General features: G+C 64.1%; 14 protein-coding genes and 1 pseudogene. 1 reads left to right on the top strand and 14 read right to left on the bottom strand.

Annotated elements, in window-relative coordinates; translation table 11 throughout:
- Positions 1-406 precede the first annotated feature (406 nt).
- Positions 407-1,849 carry a DNA sulfur modification protein DndB gene (locus GE300_RS20535; protein ID WP_154449361.1) on the bottom strand — a complete coding sequence of 481 codons (1,443 nt, stop codon included), beginning with the start codon at positions 1,847-1,849 and terminating at the stop codon, positions 407-409.
- A 754-nt stretch (positions 1,850-2,603) separates the two neighbouring features.
- On the opposite strand from GE300_RS20535, the gene GE300_RS20530 reads away from it, so the two are divergent.
- A complete protein-coding gene (locus GE300_RS20530; protein ID WP_154449360.1) occupies positions 2,604-3,176 on the top strand; it encodes an NADPH-dependent FMN reductase in 573 nt (190 codons plus the stop codon).
- A 41-nt stretch (positions 3,177-3,217) separates the two neighbouring features.
- Here GE300_RS20530 and GE300_RS20525 read toward each other — a convergent pair whose 3' ends face one another.
- The 13 genes and pseudogenes from GE300_RS20525 to GE300_RS20465 all read right to left on the bottom strand — a co-directional run bounded on the left by GE300_RS20525 (position 3,218) and on the right by GE300_RS20465 (position 13,320).
- A complete protein-coding gene (locus GE300_RS20525; RefSeq protein WP_154449359.1) occupies positions 3,218-4,180 on the bottom strand; it encodes a glutathione S-transferase family protein in 963 nt (320 codons plus the stop codon).
- Positions 4,181-4,190: 10 nt separating this feature from the next.
- Entirely contained in the window at positions 4,191-5,051 is an 861-nt protein-coding gene (locus GE300_RS20520) for a VOC family protein (RefSeq protein ID WP_154449358.1), read from the bottom strand.
- A gap of 61 nt (positions 5,052-5,112) precedes the next feature.
- A complete protein-coding gene (locus GE300_RS20515; RefSeq protein WP_154449357.1) occupies positions 5,113-5,556 on the bottom strand; it encodes a DoxX family protein in 444 nt (147 codons plus the stop codon).
- 226 nt (positions 5,557-5,782) lie between these two features.
- Positions 5,783-6,745, bottom strand: a complete 963-nt coding sequence (locus tag GE300_RS20510; protein WP_154449356.1) for a pirin family protein — start codon at positions 6,743-6,745, stop codon at positions 5,783-5,785.
- A 14-nt stretch (positions 6,746-6,759) separates the two neighbouring features.
- Positions 6,760-7,065: a GNAT family N-acetyltransferase gene (locus GE300_RS20505; RefSeq protein ID WP_154449355.1), complete on the bottom strand. Its 306-nt coding sequence runs from the start codon at positions 7,063-7,065 to the stop codon at positions 6,760-6,762.
- A 37-nt stretch (positions 7,066-7,102) separates the two neighbouring features.
- Positions 7,103-8,035, bottom strand: coding sequence for a DUF5996 family protein (locus GE300_RS20500; RefSeq protein WP_154449354.1), 933 nt, complete (start codon positions 8,033-8,035; stop codon positions 7,103-7,105).
- Positions 8,036-8,181: 146 nt separating this feature from the next.
- Positions 8,182-8,772 carry an FMN-dependent NADH-azoreductase gene (locus tag GE300_RS20495; RefSeq protein WP_154449353.1) on the bottom strand — a complete coding sequence of 197 codons (591 nt, stop codon included), beginning with the start codon at positions 8,770-8,772 and terminating at the stop codon, positions 8,182-8,184.
- A 42-nt stretch (positions 8,773-8,814) separates the two neighbouring features.
- Positions 8,815-9,501, bottom strand: a complete 687-nt coding sequence (locus GE300_RS20490; RefSeq protein ID WP_154449352.1) for an NADPH-dependent F420 reductase — start codon at positions 9,499-9,501, stop codon at positions 8,815-8,817.
- 80 nt (positions 9,502-9,581) lie between these two features.
- Positions 9,582-10,493 carry a LysR family transcriptional regulator gene (locus GE300_RS20485; protein ID WP_154449351.1) on the bottom strand — a complete coding sequence of 304 codons (912 nt, stop codon included), beginning with the start codon at positions 10,491-10,493 and terminating at the stop codon, positions 9,582-9,584.
- A 489-nt stretch (positions 10,494-10,982) separates the two neighbouring features.
- Positions 10,983-11,099: pseudogene (locus GE300_RS23350) on the bottom strand (baseplate megatron protein TIM-barrel domain-containing protein); the annotation flags it as partial.
- A 317-nt stretch (positions 11,100-11,416) separates the two neighbouring features.
- Positions 11,417-12,274: a hypothetical protein gene (locus GE300_RS20475; RefSeq protein WP_233417247.1), complete on the bottom strand. Its 858-nt coding sequence runs from the start codon at positions 12,272-12,274 to the stop codon at positions 11,417-11,419.
- A 447-nt stretch (positions 12,275-12,721) separates the two neighbouring features.
- A complete protein-coding gene (locus GE300_RS20470) occupies positions 12,722-12,949 on the bottom strand; it encodes a DUF6511 domain-containing protein (protein WP_154449350.1) in 228 nt (75 codons plus the stop codon).
- Between the two features lie 140 nt (positions 12,950-13,089).
- Entirely contained in the window at positions 13,090-13,320 is a 231-nt protein-coding gene (locus GE300_RS20465; protein ID WP_154449349.1) for a hypothetical protein, read from the bottom strand.
- Positions 13,321-13,369 lie beyond the last annotated feature (49 nt).

Below are 13,369 nucleotides of genomic sequence, written 5' to 3'. Positions count from 1 at the left end.
TCGTCGTCCATCCCGTCGCTCCTTCACTGTAGAAGGAGCCGTCAAATCTGAAAGTGCGAAAGATTCTTTACGTTATCGCAACATCTCAGCGCTTCTCAGTGAGGGATGGCGAGTCATGGTGGTATGGGAGTGCGCGCTTCGCGGTCGAGGTAAGCACACCACCCATATAGTCCTGAATCAGTGCGAGACATTTCTCAAGAGTGATAAGGGGATGTGCGAACTAATGAGGACTCCGGAGCCAACTTACTCCGCAAAAAAACGCTCAACTTCAATCTCCGTTGACAATCACCAGCCTGCCCACTCTGCTGATTTGTTGGTCAATTAAAATTCATATATTGAAGTTGGATCGGAGCCCTGAAGCGATCAAACGATGCCGCGCCTATATGGCACGGCATCGCATAGACCTTTATTTGTGCCGATTTGGCAAGCCAACCTGCCAACGAATCATGTCCCCGATGATGGGATAGATGTCGTTGTGCTTGGCTCCAAAGCGCATGAAGCCACCCTGATACGATCCGATATCGCGGTTCGCTCCGGTGTCAGTTGACGGTAACCAATCCCCTAGATCGTTTAGCGTCGCTTCATTGACTTCACTCTGTTCCAGGTCGAAATATCGCCAAACCGGGTTCTGGTGAGAGAAGTCAATCTCATCGAACTTCGTCAGAAACATTTCGTACAGCTCAGGACCGTTTTCAGGTCGGCGATTGCTGAAATTGAGGTCAAACGTGATCTTTGCAAGCGCCTTAAGGACGACCGGTTGAGCAGCGACGGTTTTCTCTTTCGCGCCAGCATCACCGAAACCGGGAATATCTGAGACCTTCTGCCAAAGTTGATGGACTACATTTTGTCTGGGCTCGACGATAGCCGGCGTCGCTCCTGTCGCGTTAGACTTGTTGAGAAAGGCCAAGGACGTCACCGCTACCACATCTTTAAGCGGCATCTCGCCTGTGTCATCTGCCCAGTCCTTCACTTCCGTGTCCGTCACTCGAAGAAGACCGTCAGCCACCAAGGACTCTTTAATGAACTGGGTAATCGGATTTGAACTGTCAAACTGCAGCGCCATACTGCTACTGACCTTTTTCCCGAGCTTATTTAGATCATGAAAGAGCTGCCTTTCCTGGTCGATGTCGAGGCCAAGGTGCACTTCTAGAGTAATTGTCGCATAGGAACGCGCTGCGTCATATGCCTCGTTCCACACAGCCATTTCCTCAGGCGTAACTTCCCGCGACTTCTCAGGAAAGATTACAGGGGCCTTTCCAGGGTATTTCCCACTCTGGCGTACCGTTTGCAGGAAGGTCATCACGAAATCTGCTCCGGCACGACGATGCTGACCATCGATAACCCAAAGCACGTGACGTTCCGACAGGAAGACCTTGAAGGCAGCTGTTTCTCCTCTTTCGGTCTGAAGACGCAAGCCACGGATGCCACCAAGCCCATTCCCACCGTAGGGCGTGTTCCGGATGTTGCAGACGATTGGCTGGAGAGAAAAGTACGGCTGGTTGCCCAGCGCAGACATGATTGCTTCGAAGGCCGCGGGTACAGGCTTTTCCTGAATGAGGCGCCGCATCTTCGCAGCGGATACAAGACCCCGGAGCATGTACTTCGCAAGGTTGCGTGCATGTGTCATGTCGAGTGGACGCTGAGCGACAGGGCCAGCGTCTCGGTCATTGGCAACATCGGATATGTCGTAAAACTGCCGGAACGGCACGGACATCGTGAAGACTCGGTGTCCAAGGTTATGCCCAATGAACACGTTGAAGGGCGTTTCATTGATGTCGCCATCTGCCGCGAGAGCGTCCAGCGAGTCGAGGGTGAGAGGGGCGGGCATTCCGTCTTGAGCAGGGTACAAAGCAGCCTCCTTGGTAGACCTGTGGACGGCGATCGATCGCCGTTGATAGAATCAATAACTATCCTGGAGTAAGGATACAAGCCATTTTTGTGCTCCAAAATCATCCTGGGCGATAATTGGTCTCTCAGGAGAGGGCGAACAGAGGGGCAAAACTGTTCGATGTCAGTTCCATCTCTCGAACGCCACTGCCATCGAAGTGCTCAGCTGCGCCTTCGAAAAGCTTAATGGTTTCAAATCCTTGAAGGCTATTCACCAAATCCGCGCAGTCATCAGGTCCGGAGAATATCGACCCTGAGAGACCGCTTTCGGGGCTCTTGGCGGAAGGGGCAGTGCTCAGCCCCTCCCGCATAACCCTCGAATATAACGGAAAAATCCGGCCGGAGCCGGATCGGGAGAACGCTTTCGCGAGGGCAAGTGGCGGAGGGGGTGGGTCTGACGCCCAACCTTCTCCAGCCTAAGATATTGATTTTAATGCCTTCCCTTGGCCGTGGGTAGTAGATTGACAAGCTTAGGATCGCGGTCAATCGCCGGCCCCAGACAAGCGTGGTCCCTTGTGCCATGTTTACGGCCAATCAGCACCTGGGTCACGCGGCAGTCGGTGACGGTGCCCTGTTCGCGCTGAGGCCGCGCCTCAGCGGTTCGCCGTGCTGATAGGTGGCGCTTTCGACACGTGCTATCATGATGAGCGGAACCAGACGCCAAGTCGTCATCCGGCGCGGGCCAATCTCTGTTCCCGATGATCAAGGAGGATCAGATGGCAGACTTCAAGGTCGGATACTTTGTCGGCAGCCTTGCAAAGGGCTCCATCAACCGAAAACTCGCTCAGGCACTTGTCCGCCTGGCGCCAGCAGAATTGCAGATGCAGGAAATCCGCTTCGGCGACCTACCGCTCTACAGCTACGACTATGACGCCGACTATCCGCCAGTCGCGCGAGAGTTCAAGGCGGCGATCGCCGACGTCGACGCGGTGTTGTTTGTCACCCCGGAATACAACCGCTCGATCCCAGGCGGGCTGAAGAACGCCATCGACTGGGCAAGCCGCCCGTGGGGGCAGAACTCCTTCACCCGCAAGCCCTCGGCGATCATCGGCACTTCGCCGGGAGCCATCGGGACTGCGGTCGGGCAGCAGCACCTCAAGAGCATCCTCGGCTTCTGCAACTCGCCGATGATGAACGCGGTCGAGGCCTACATCCAGTTCACGCCGGACCTGATCTCCGATGAGGGCAAGGTCAGCGTCGAGTCGACAGAGACCTTCCTGCGCAACTACATGAGCGAGTTCCGTGACTTCATCGGGCGCGTGCTGACCGTCTATCCCCGCTCGAACTGAGGCCCCGCAAGCCGCTCAATTCACGCGCGCCACGGAGGGCGTCACGACGCCAGTGCAGCCGGCAGTTCCGGTCCAACCGGGACGATGCCGGTCGGGTTGAGCGCCTTGATCGAGTAGTAGCCGCGCTTGATGTGGTCGATGCTGACGGTTTCGCGCACGCCGGGCAGCGCGAGGATGCGCGTCTGGTAGGCACTGAGCGCAGGATAGTCGGCGATGCGGCGCAGGTTGCACTTGAAGAGGCCGTGATAGGCGGCGTCGAAGCGCACCAGCGTCACGAAAAGCCGCACGTCGGCTTCGGTGAATCGGCTGCCCAGCAGAAAGTCGCGGCCGTCGCCGAGGCGGCCTTCGAGTTCATCGAGCATGGCGAAGACGTCGTGGAACGCCTCCTCATAGGCGACCTGCGTGGTGGCGAAGCCGGCGCGGTAGACGCCGTTGTTCAGCGCCGGGTAGATGCGGGCGTTCAGCGCGTCGATCTCCTCGCGGAGGTCGGCCGGGTAGAGGTCGAAGCTGTCGTCCGCCATCTCGCCGAATCCCGCGTTCAACATCCGCAGGATGTCGGCGGATTCGTTGTTGACGATCGTGCCGCGCTGCTTGTCCCACAGCACCGGAACCGTTGCCCGTCCCGAGATGGCGGGATCGGCGCGGGTATAGATCTCGTGGAGGAAGGTCGCGCCGTTCAGCGTATCGAGATCGGCGCCGCCCGTGTCGCCGAAGCGCCAGCCCTGGTCGGACAGTTCAGGCTCGACCACGGAGACGGAGATCACGTCTTCCAGCCCCTTCAGCTTGCGCCCGATCAGCGTGCGCGACGCCCACGGGCAGATCAGAGCGACGTAGAGGTGGTAGCGCCCGGCCTCGGCCTTGTAGCCGCTGTCGCCGGTCGGGCCTGCGCTGCCGTCGGGCGTCACCCAGTGGCGAAAGCTCGAGGTCTGGCGGACGAAGCCGCCCTTGTCGTCCTTGGCCTGGACGGGCTGCCAGTCGGCCACCCATTTCCCGTTCATCAGCATGGTCGTCTCCTCAATTAGTCAATGTGATGGCGGTGCCCCAGGGATCGTGCAGGGTCAGGCCGCCGGCGTTGCGGGTGTTCGCGAAGCCTGCGCTTTCGGCGCGGGCGGCGACTGCTGCAATCTCCGCCGCATCGCGGACAATGATCTCGACGGCATCAAGACCCGCCATGTCTGCGGGGCGTTTCCCGGCGCGCCGGCTGTTCCAGACGTTGCCGGCAAGCTGGTGGTGATAGCCGCCGCTGCCGTAGAAACTGGCGCCGGGGTAGCGGGCGGCGACGTCGAGGCCGAGCACGTCGCGGTAGAAGCGATCGGCTTGCGCCGTATCACCCACCTGCAGGTGGACATGGCCAACGCTTCCGGTCCGGGGGAAGCCCGACCATACGGCGCCCTCGGCGCTTTGCAGCAGGTCCTGCAGGTCGAGCGGATCGGTGCTCATGCGGATCTCGCCGCTGGCGCCATGCCAGTCCGACACCCGACGGTCGGCGTAGACCTCGATGCCATTGCCCTCGGGGTCGGCCAGGTAGAGCGCCTCGCTGACGATATGGTCGGACGCGCCCTGCAGCGGCACCCGCGCCCCGGCGACATGAGCGACCCAGAGGCCGAGGTCGGCGCGGGTGGGCATCAGGAAAGCGGTGTGGAACAGCCCGGCCTGGCGCGGATCGTGCGAGGCGAGCGTGGGATCGCCCACAAGTTCGAGCAGCGGCGTCGTGCCGGTGCCGAGCGTGATGCGATCCTCTAGGGTCGCGACCGGGCTGAGCCCGAGCACCGACTGGTAGAAGCTGGAGACCGCGTTCAGATCGCGCACCTTGAGCCGGACGGTCCCGATGCGTAGCGGCGCGGCACTCATGTCGAAGTATTCGGCGGCGGTCATGGTGGGTCTCCTTGAGAATGGGTGCGGCTGCGGGACGAGGCCCCGCAGCCAAAAGGCAGGTTCAGGCGCGGCTGCGCTTCAGCGCGTAGGCGCCGTCGCCGAGAAGGGCCTGGACGACCAGGGTCACGGTCCAGAACGCGGGGAATTCCCAGCCGCCGCCCTCGTTCGAGAAGAAGAAGCCGGCCGCGCCATGCGGCACGTAGATCGAGCCGAGCAGGATCGGCACCAGCGCGAGCGACACCCAGCGGCTGTAGACGCCGAGGATCAGGGCGATGCCGCCAAGGAGCTCGGCCGCGATGACGAGATAGGCGAGCGGTCCGGGCAGGCCGAGGCTGGCGAAGTAGCCCGCAGTTCCGGCGGGGGTGAAGATGAAGAGCTTCAGCCCGGCATGGGCGAGGAAGAGGACACCCATCGAGACACGAAGGATCGTTGCGGCGAGGTCGGCGTTGGTGACACCGTCGACGAGCGACGGACGGACGGAAGCAGTTGCGGTGGCGGTAGTCATTTCGGTTCTCCTCGAAGGGGGCGCATCAGCGCGTTGTCTATGAGGAGAAGATGACACCGAGAGCTGCGAATGATAATCCGGCCTAAGGGAAGATGATTGCTTCCATTATGGAAGAAGTTTCGGGCCGTCCCACTGTTGTCGTGCGCGGAACCCTGACCGGCCACACCGGGTGTCCTTCATCGGGCAGCGCATGTCCCGCGGCCTGACACCAAACCGCCGTCGACGGTCAGGGATAGAAGACACCGCCAATTGCACGCCGCGGTTTGGTGTTCGTCTCGGGAAGCGGAATGAACTCGGCCTCATCGCCGGGGACGGTGTCGAACCGCCCGCGCCGCCATTCCTCCTGCGCCTGCTCGATGCGCTCTTTGCGCGACGAGACGAAATTCCACCAGATCCAGCGCGGCCCCTCCATCGGCTCTCCGCCGAACAGCATGACGCGCGCGGTGGTCAGGGCGCGGACGACGATCTGGTCTCCCGGGCGCAGCACCAGAAGCTGCGCGGGCGCGAAGCTCTGCCCCGCCACCTCGACCTTGCCTGAGATGGTGTAGAGCGCGCGTTCGGTGACGGAGGGCTCGACCGTGAAGCTTGCCCCCGGCGCGAGCTGGACATCGGCGTACAACGTCTCGGAGGCGGTCGCGAGCGGCGAGCGCTTCCCGAAGGCCTGCCCGGCGATCAGCCGCGCCGTCATGCCTCCCTCCTCGATCACCGGCAGGGCCTCTGCACCGTGATGGACAAATCCCGGGTCGCTTTCCTCCTGCCCTTCGGGCAACGCCACCCAGGTCTGGATGCCGAAGAGGCGCTGGCCGGTCCGCCGACGCTCATCGTTCGTTCGTTCCGAATGAACGATGCCGCGTCCCGCCTTCATCCAGTTTACCGCGCCGGGTTCGATGGCGAGGTCGGTGCCGAGGCTGTCGCGGTGCCGGATCTGCCCCTCGAACAGATAGGTGACCGTCGCGAGATTGATATGAGGATGCGGACGCACGTCGATCCCCTGGTTGGTCAGGAACTCCGCAGGCCCCATCTGGTCGAAGAAGATGAAGGGGCCTACCATCTGCCGCTTGGTCGATGGCAGCGCGCGGCGCACCTCCATTTCGCCGAGGTCGACCGCGCGGGGGATAATCAGCATCTCGATGGCATCGACCGTGGTCGGCACGCCGAGGGTGGGATCGGGGCAAGGGCTCCAGCTCATCATTTGTCTCCTGTTCAGCGTTTCAGTACGTCCTGCCATTCGGGGTGGCGCGAAAACTGCGCCTTCGCGAAGGGACAGAGCGGGACGATGGCACGGCCTTCGGCCCGGGCATCCTCGACGGCACGGCGGACGAGTGCCTGTCCCACCGAGCGTCCGCGCATCGCATCAGGAACTTCAGTGTGGTCGATGATGATCATCGACTCGCCCGCGCGGGAATAGGTCATCTCGGCGGTCGCGCCCGCGTGCCGGACGAGATAGCGCCCCTTGCTCTCGCTTTCCTCGCGCTCGATCTGCAGGTCGTCCGGAACGGGACTGGTCATGAACTCTCTCCTTGTCGGAATGGCGGGCCCGGTCGGCTTATAAGGGCCGAGGTTGCCGCTGAATGCCGGTCGCGCAGTCGAGGCGCCGCCGATCCCAGCCGCCCAGATCGGCAACGGCGCGATAGGTGCACTCGAGAAACGTCATGAGAGTGCCATCGGCATCAGAAGACCTCCGCACCGCGTCGTAGGGCAGGATGAACTCGCCGAGGGTCGTGTCGAAGTATGCAGCCTCGGGCTCCACCGGCGCGTCGGCAAAGCTTGGCGGCGCCGGATAGGCGTATGAGTAGAAGGCCGGCAAATCGACGCCGCCGCCCGGCCAGAACCCGGCTGACGACACTTCGTGGCTGTAGGCCTCGCGCGTGACGTCATCCGGCAGCCCAGGTACCCCGCCCGGATGCAGCGGCGCCGGTCGTCCGGAAAAACGTGTCACGGCAAGATCGAAGCTGCCCCAGAACAGATGGACAGGGCTGACCTTGCCAAGGAAAGAGGTGCGGAAACGATTGAACACGCGATCGACAGCGGCGCAGGCCACGAAGAAGCGGGTCACGGCTTCCGGATCGTAGGGCCGCTCGGCCTTGTCCTTCACAAACGGGATCGGGTCTGGAACTTCGTTGGGGCTGCCGTGGAACTCGGCCGTGGCGCCGAGCTCGCGCAGGAGGTCACCGAAGCGGCGATGGAAGGCCGCGACCGACATGGGGGCGAGATCGAAGCGCGCCGTCCTCCCGTCCGTGCAGGAGCCAATAACCGCATGGTCGAGAAGGTCGAGCACGATCTCCACGCCACGGGGGCCGTCCGGCACAAGAGAAGTCGTGAAGCCGCGCGCATTGACGTAAAGCGTCGCATGCCAGGAATGGTTGACCCAGGGTGTGCGGGCGAGCCGGTACTTGCCGACGATCTGCGAATAGAGGTGCAGCGCGGAGCAGGTCTCGCGCCAAGGTCCGTAGGGAATGTCGGGCCAGGAAGCAGTCATGTTCGCCCCTTCGTCAATGAAGCGGTCGATGGCGCATGAAGCGCAGACTGCCACAACTCCGACATTACAGGCTCGGCACCTCCGAAGATAGCTTTGGCGCCGAGAGGCCCCGACTCTTGCCGGAGCCTCAGCGACGTGCGTTCGGCTTAGGCGGCCAGCGCGTCCACCTGCGCTTCGCCGCGCCCGATGGCCTCCTCGGCCCCGAAGGCCATTGCGTCTGCGGCTACAAACTCGACGTCGGCGATGCCGAAGAACCCGAGCATGTGGCGCAGATAGCCCGAGGCGTAGTCGATCTCGGAGCCGAACTTCGTGCCGTCAGACGTGTAGGCGACAATCGCCCGCTTGCCCTGCAACAGCCCTTCGGGTCCTGCCTCGGTGTAGCGGAAGGTCTCGCCCTTGCGCGCCAGCTGGTCGATCCAGGCCTTGAGTTGCGCAGGCAGGCCGAAGTTGTAGACCGGGAGCGCAATGACCAGGACGTCGGCTGCCTTCACCTCGTTGAGAAGCGTGTCGGCATAGGCGGCCGTTGCCTGCTGGCTCTCGGTCCGCGCCTCGGTTGGTGTGTAGACCGCACCGAGCCATTGGCCATCGACGGGCCGGATCCCGGCCGCGAGGTCGCGCGTGACAATGACAGCGTTCGGGTTGGCCGCGACAAGGCGGGCGACGATGCGGTCCGTCAGCCGCCGGGAGACGGCGGCGTCGCCCTTGATCGAAGATTCGACGCGAAGGATGTTGGGCATGGTTTCAGACTTTCTCATGGAGGGGAGTGACAGTTCGACGGGTCAAGCAGCGCGCTGCCAGGCCGGCGCAATGTCCGTGCCGTGGCCGAGGCCGTAGCCCAGCGTGATGTTGAGCGCGGCGACGGGCTCGAGGTAGCGGGCGGTGGCAAGTGCCCCAGTCTCCAGCGTCTCGAAGCCGGCGCTCCGCGCCAGGTCGACGACCGCGGCGCGGGCGGCCTCGTCGTCACCTGCAACGAAGACCGTTGCGGGACGGCCGGCGGCCTGACCGCCGTTCTGGAAGACCTGCGCGAAGATTGTGTTGAACGCCTTGACGACCTTCGCCTGCGGGGCGCGCTTCTGGATCTCTTCCGCGGCGCTCGTCGTGTGACCGATGCTGAGGCCGGAGAAGTCCGCCTTCATCGGGTTGGTGATGTCGATGACGATCTTGCCTGCGAAGCCGCCGGCCGCCTCGATGACGTCGCCTGCGGCATCGTAGGGCACCGCCAGGACGACGATGTCCGCCGATTGCGCAGCCGAGGCGAGGGATGCGGACGACACGCCGTTGCCCACTTCCCGGGCGGCAGCGTCGGCCTTTGCTTCGTCGCGACTGGCGAGCGTGACGGAATGGCCGGCGCTCGTGAAGCGGGCCGCGAGGCCCTTCGCCATGTTGCCGGCGCCAATGATCGAGATGCTCATGTTCGTTCTCCTTCTGATATCCGGCGTTCGGTTGAGCGCCAGTTCGTGCGTCATGAGAAGAACATAGACTCTGCCCAGGGAGACGATAATCCGGCCACCGAGAAGATGATTGCTTCCAGATAGGGCGGAATGATCTACCAGCCGCGCTCCCAGTGGGGAGTCTGCCTGTACCGCTCAGAGAGAAAATCGACGAGCAGGCGGACCTTGGCAGCGAGATGACGGCTGTGCGGATAGAGGACGTGCACATCGTAGGGATCGGGCTCGAAAGACGGCAGAAGCCTGATCAGCCGGCCCGAGCGCAATGCCTCCCCCGCCACGAACGCGGGCACGCAGGCGAACCCGAGGCCCAGTTCCGCTGCCTGGACACAGGCTTCGGCGTTCGAATAGCGGATGCGGCCGTCCACGCTCACCATCTCGACCTCGCCGGTCTCACCCTTGAACGGCCACCGGTTCGGTTCGCGGAAATTGGTGTCGATGATGCAGGCGTGTTGCCCAAGGTCCGCAGGCGACGCGGGCGCATCGTGATGTTCGAGATAGGACGGTGCGCCGACCACGACGATGCGGACGGCGCAGAGCCTGCGGATGATCAGGCTGGAATCGCCGGGTCGCCCGACACGAACGGCAAGGTCGAAACCTTCATCGACGACGTTGACGACCCGGTCCGAAAAGCTGACGTCCAGTTCGATGTCCGGATAGAGCCCGGCGAACGCGTTCAGTGCGGGAGCCAGTTCGAGAGTGCCGAATGTCAGGGGCGCCGTGAGCCGCAGCCGTCCGCGCGGGGACTGCGAGATGTTTCGGATGTCGAGATCGAGGGTGTCGAGCTCATCGACAAGCGGCTTCAGGCGATCGTAATAGGCACGACCAGCCTCGGTCGGCACGACGGATCGCGTCGTCCGGTTGAGCAGCCGCACGCCCAGATCGGTCTCCAGACGCGAGATCAGCTTGGACGCCTGTCCGGACCGCGTGCCCAGCTTCTCTGCGGCCGCCGTGAAGCTGCCTGTCTCGATCACGGCGAGAAACATGCGGTCGCAGTCGAGGCGGTCCATTTCTTCCCATGCGGTGCAATGATGGTTAGTTGCTGGCCATTCTAGCCAAATTGACAATCAAAGGCCATTGGCTGGCGGGCGGAAGATCATCGCCCCCGGCACGCGCGCGCCTGATCCCGCATGACGCTGTAATCGGCGAGCATAGCGGCGATAGCGGACCTGTCCGGGAGCAGCACGATTTCCTCCGCTGCGCGGGCCTGGACCTCTTGGTCGTACTCAACGACGGGTGGGCATACGGCGCCGCTCAGCAGATCAGAACCGCCCCTCGCGCAGCCGCTCAGCAAGCTCGTTGCGATCGCGAGGGCGGCGAGCCGCGGCCTCCAGCATCTGGCGTTGGACATCATTGGCTTTCTCCGTGGTTTCAAGGCGTTCGGCGAGGCGTCCCGCGCGCTCGCCAGACCGCCGAAGCGACAGCAGGAACAGAAGCACGGCGAGGACGATGGCGCCGTAGCGCAGCGCCAACCGCATCCACGGGCTGGCGGCGATCCCGGTGAACCAGACCGGCTTGGATTGCGGCGCCCACGCCGTCGGCGTGCCGCTTTCCACCCCGCCCGGGCGGTTGTAGTGCGGGTTCGACCACCAGGCGCGCAGATCCTTGTAGCGGAAATCCGTCCAGCCGCGCGGCGCCCTTTTGCGCATGAGGAACGTGGCCTCGACGATGTCGCCGTCGGCACGGGCGCAGACGATCAGGCTCGAGGGAGACGCGCGCTGCTCGCGCACCTCGAAGATCACGGAGGGATGCGGCAGCCGAAGCGGACCGGTCAGCACCCGGGTCATCGCACGGTCGACGCTGTCGCCATCGAATGCCGCCTGATCGTCGAAGAAATAGATCGGCGCGAACTCCGCCGCTGCGAGTAGATCGGAGCACCAGAACCGCTCGCGATGGGCGCGCACGATCCGCTTGAGCTCATAGGCATCGGGGATCATGGCTGGGGCTCCGCCCGTTCGCGGCTGAAACGCTCCACCGGAGCGTTTCCGGGACGCCGCTCACCCCAGCACCGTTCCGCCCAGGCGCAGGGCGCGTGCCATTTGCCGGCCGCCATGCCGCCCCGGCAGAGGACTGCGGTGGGCTCGGCCGCCATGCGCGGCAGCCATTCGCCCGCCTCGGAGGCCCGGACCACGGCAACGGCGCGATCCGACATTTCCTGCGCGAGATGCGCGTCGAACGGCACGAGCTCGGCGTGCAACTCCATCGTGTCGCGGTTGAGCGCGGTGAACAGTGCCGGCGCCGGCAGCTCCATGTAGGCCTGATAGAGCGCGATCTGGGCGGCATAGACCGGCCTTGCGAGGCTGACGCCGCGCTTGACCACATCCTTCCAGCTGGCCGCGCCGAGCGCCTTGTTCTCCCAGAGCGCGGGATAGTCCATCGCGACGGGACCAGAGACGAGGCAGCCGTCGATATGGCCCTTGAAGCGCCCGCCGAGGGCCTCAAACCCGAACTGGCGGCCGTCGGGGCGCTCGGTGCGCAGGTCGAACCCGGCGATCCGGAACCAGCCGGCGACGATGTCCTCGGCCCGGTGCCCCGCCTCGAAGATGCGCAGCGTGCGCGGCGCGAACTCGTGGCCCTCGTCCTTGGGCACCGCGAGGAAGTCGTACTGGATCTGGCGCAGGCAGTCGCGGCCGAGACCCGAGGAGCTGACATAGGTGCGCGGGCGCTCGGCCCGGTTGCGCGCGGACAGCGCCGTGTCGATGGCGGCCGACACGGCTTCCGCGATGGGCGGGCGCGGCGCGCCGGCGCCGTAAAGGTAGCCCGAGCCCTTGTTGAGATCGACCATGTTCATGCCTTTCGCCCCCGGCTACCGTTGCGGTGGCGGAGCCCGTGACAGACCGAGCAAAGCCAGATCACGTCGAGCGGACGGCCGTAGTCTTCGTGATGCGCTTCGAGCCTGGTTTCGCAGTCGCAGTCGGAGCAGGCCTTCGGTCGGAGGACACGACCAGCCTTTATCGCGCGCTTCACGGCCGCGTGGGCTCTGTCGCGATCCCGGTTGCGGACCCGCCAATCACGTTGATGCTCGGCATGTGCGGCCCGGTCCCTGTGCCGACGAACGTACCCGCGACTGTACTCGCGGTGGCAGTCCTTGCAGGCGGCCGCGCGACCGTCAGACTTGCAGAGCTTCCGACGGTAGAACGCCAACAGCCATTTCCTCGTGCGGCAGGTTCCGCAGACTTTGGTGCGTGCAAAGTCGGGCGCGACGCCATTCTCATTGAGGTCAACCATGACCGCCCCCTCAGAATGGCAGAGGGTCATCGAGGGCCGTGCCGGTGCGCTCCTTGCGCGCGGCCTGGTTCTGCATGCTGTCGATGTAGCCGGTGACCGCCGCCTCGATGAGGCGGTCGATGTCCTCGGCGCTGCGGTGGAAGAAGGGCTCCATGAGCCCGAGGTCGGTGAGCGCTTCGGCGAAGGGCGTCCGCGCATCGCGGATCGCACGGGCCTCGCGCGCGGTCTTGTCGATCATGCCGTTGTTCCTTTGGGCGATGGCGCTGCCCACGTCCTGACAGCGGCGCGAGCAGAAGCGGTGGTACGGGTGGCGATCCCAGCGGAGGCCGTGGCAGTAGCCGAAGCCGCGCGCCTCGCGGGCGCAGACGGCGCAGAGCGCTACCCGAGCAAGAAGCTCCCGATCGGGTCCTCGTGCGGCCAGCCCGCCCTCTGGAGCTTTTCGGACTGCAGCACGATCCATCGGGAGATCGCGTTGCTGGCCATGGCTTCGAGGTCGCCGAGACTGAGGCTTGCGATGGGGGCGTGCAGTCTTCCTCGGGCCTCGAGCCATCGTCCGATCTCCAGCGCCGCCTCGCGCGTCACATGCGCCTGCCATTCATCTGGGGTCATCGGCCCGGCAGGATCGCGCCGGGCCTCGGGCAGCGGCGAAGGCCGGGTT

Origin of the sequence: Halovulum marinum (assembly GCF_009697225.1) — a bacterium.
Lineage (GTDB): Bacteria > Pseudomonadota > Alphaproteobacteria > Rhodobacterales > Rhodobacteraceae > Halovulum > Halovulum marinum.
The sequence above is the reverse complement of the archived record's forward strand: the minus strand, read 5'-3'. Positions and strand labels throughout refer to the sequence as shown.

What these genes read in the sequence shown, in the direction of transcription:
- GE300_RS20530 (WP_154449360.1), top strand. Translation starts at nt 2,604, where the DNA reads ATGGCAGACTTCAAGGTCGGATACTTTGTCGGCAGCCTTGCAAAGGGC.
- GE300_RS20525 (WP_154449359.1), bottom strand. Translation starts at nt 4,180, where the DNA reads ATGCTGATGAACGGGAAATGGGTGGCCGACTGGCAGCCCGTCCAGGCC.
- GE300_RS20520 (WP_154449358.1), bottom strand. Translation starts at nt 5,051, where the DNA reads ATGACCGCCGCCGAATACTTCGACATGAGTGCCGCGCCGCTACGCATC.
- GE300_RS20515 (WP_154449357.1), bottom strand. Translation starts at nt 5,556, where the DNA reads ATGACTACCGCCACCGCAACTGCTTCCGTCCGTCCGTCGCTCGTCGAC.
- GE300_RS20510 (WP_154449356.1), bottom strand. Translation starts at nt 6,745, where the DNA reads ATGAGCTGGAGCCCTTGCCCCGATCCCACCCTCGGCGTGCCGACCACG.
- GE300_RS20505 (WP_154449355.1), bottom strand. Translation starts at nt 7,065, where the DNA reads ATGACCAGTCCCGTTCCGGACGACCTGCAGATCGAGCGCGAGGAAAGC.
- GE300_RS20500 (WP_154449354.1), bottom strand. Translation starts at nt 8,035, where the DNA reads ATGACTGCTTCCTGGCCCGACATTCCCTACGGACCTTGGCGCGAGACC.
- GE300_RS20495 (WP_154449353.1), bottom strand. Translation starts at nt 8,772, where the DNA reads ATGCCCAACATCCTTCGCGTCGAATCTTCGATCAAGGGCGACGCCGCC.
- GE300_RS20490 (WP_154449352.1), bottom strand. Translation starts at nt 9,501, where the DNA reads ATGACGCACGAACTGGCGCTCAACCGAACGCCGGATATCAGAAGGAGA.
- GE300_RS20485 (WP_154449351.1), bottom strand. Translation starts at nt 10,493, where the DNA reads ATGGACCGCCTCGACTGCGACCGCATGTTTCTCGCCGTGATCGAGACA.
- GE300_RS20475 (WP_233417247.1), bottom strand. Translation starts at nt 12,274, where the DNA reads ATGAACATGGTCGATCTCAACAAGGGCTCGGGCTACCTTTACGGCGCC.
- GE300_RS20470 (WP_154449350.1), bottom strand. Translation starts at nt 12,949, where the DNA reads ATGATCGACAAGACCGCGCGCGAGGCCCGTGCGATCCGCGATGCGCGG.
- GE300_RS20465 (WP_154449349.1), bottom strand. Translation starts at nt 13,320, where the DNA reads ATGACCCCAGATGAATGGCAGGCGCATGTGACGCGCGAGGCGGCGCTG.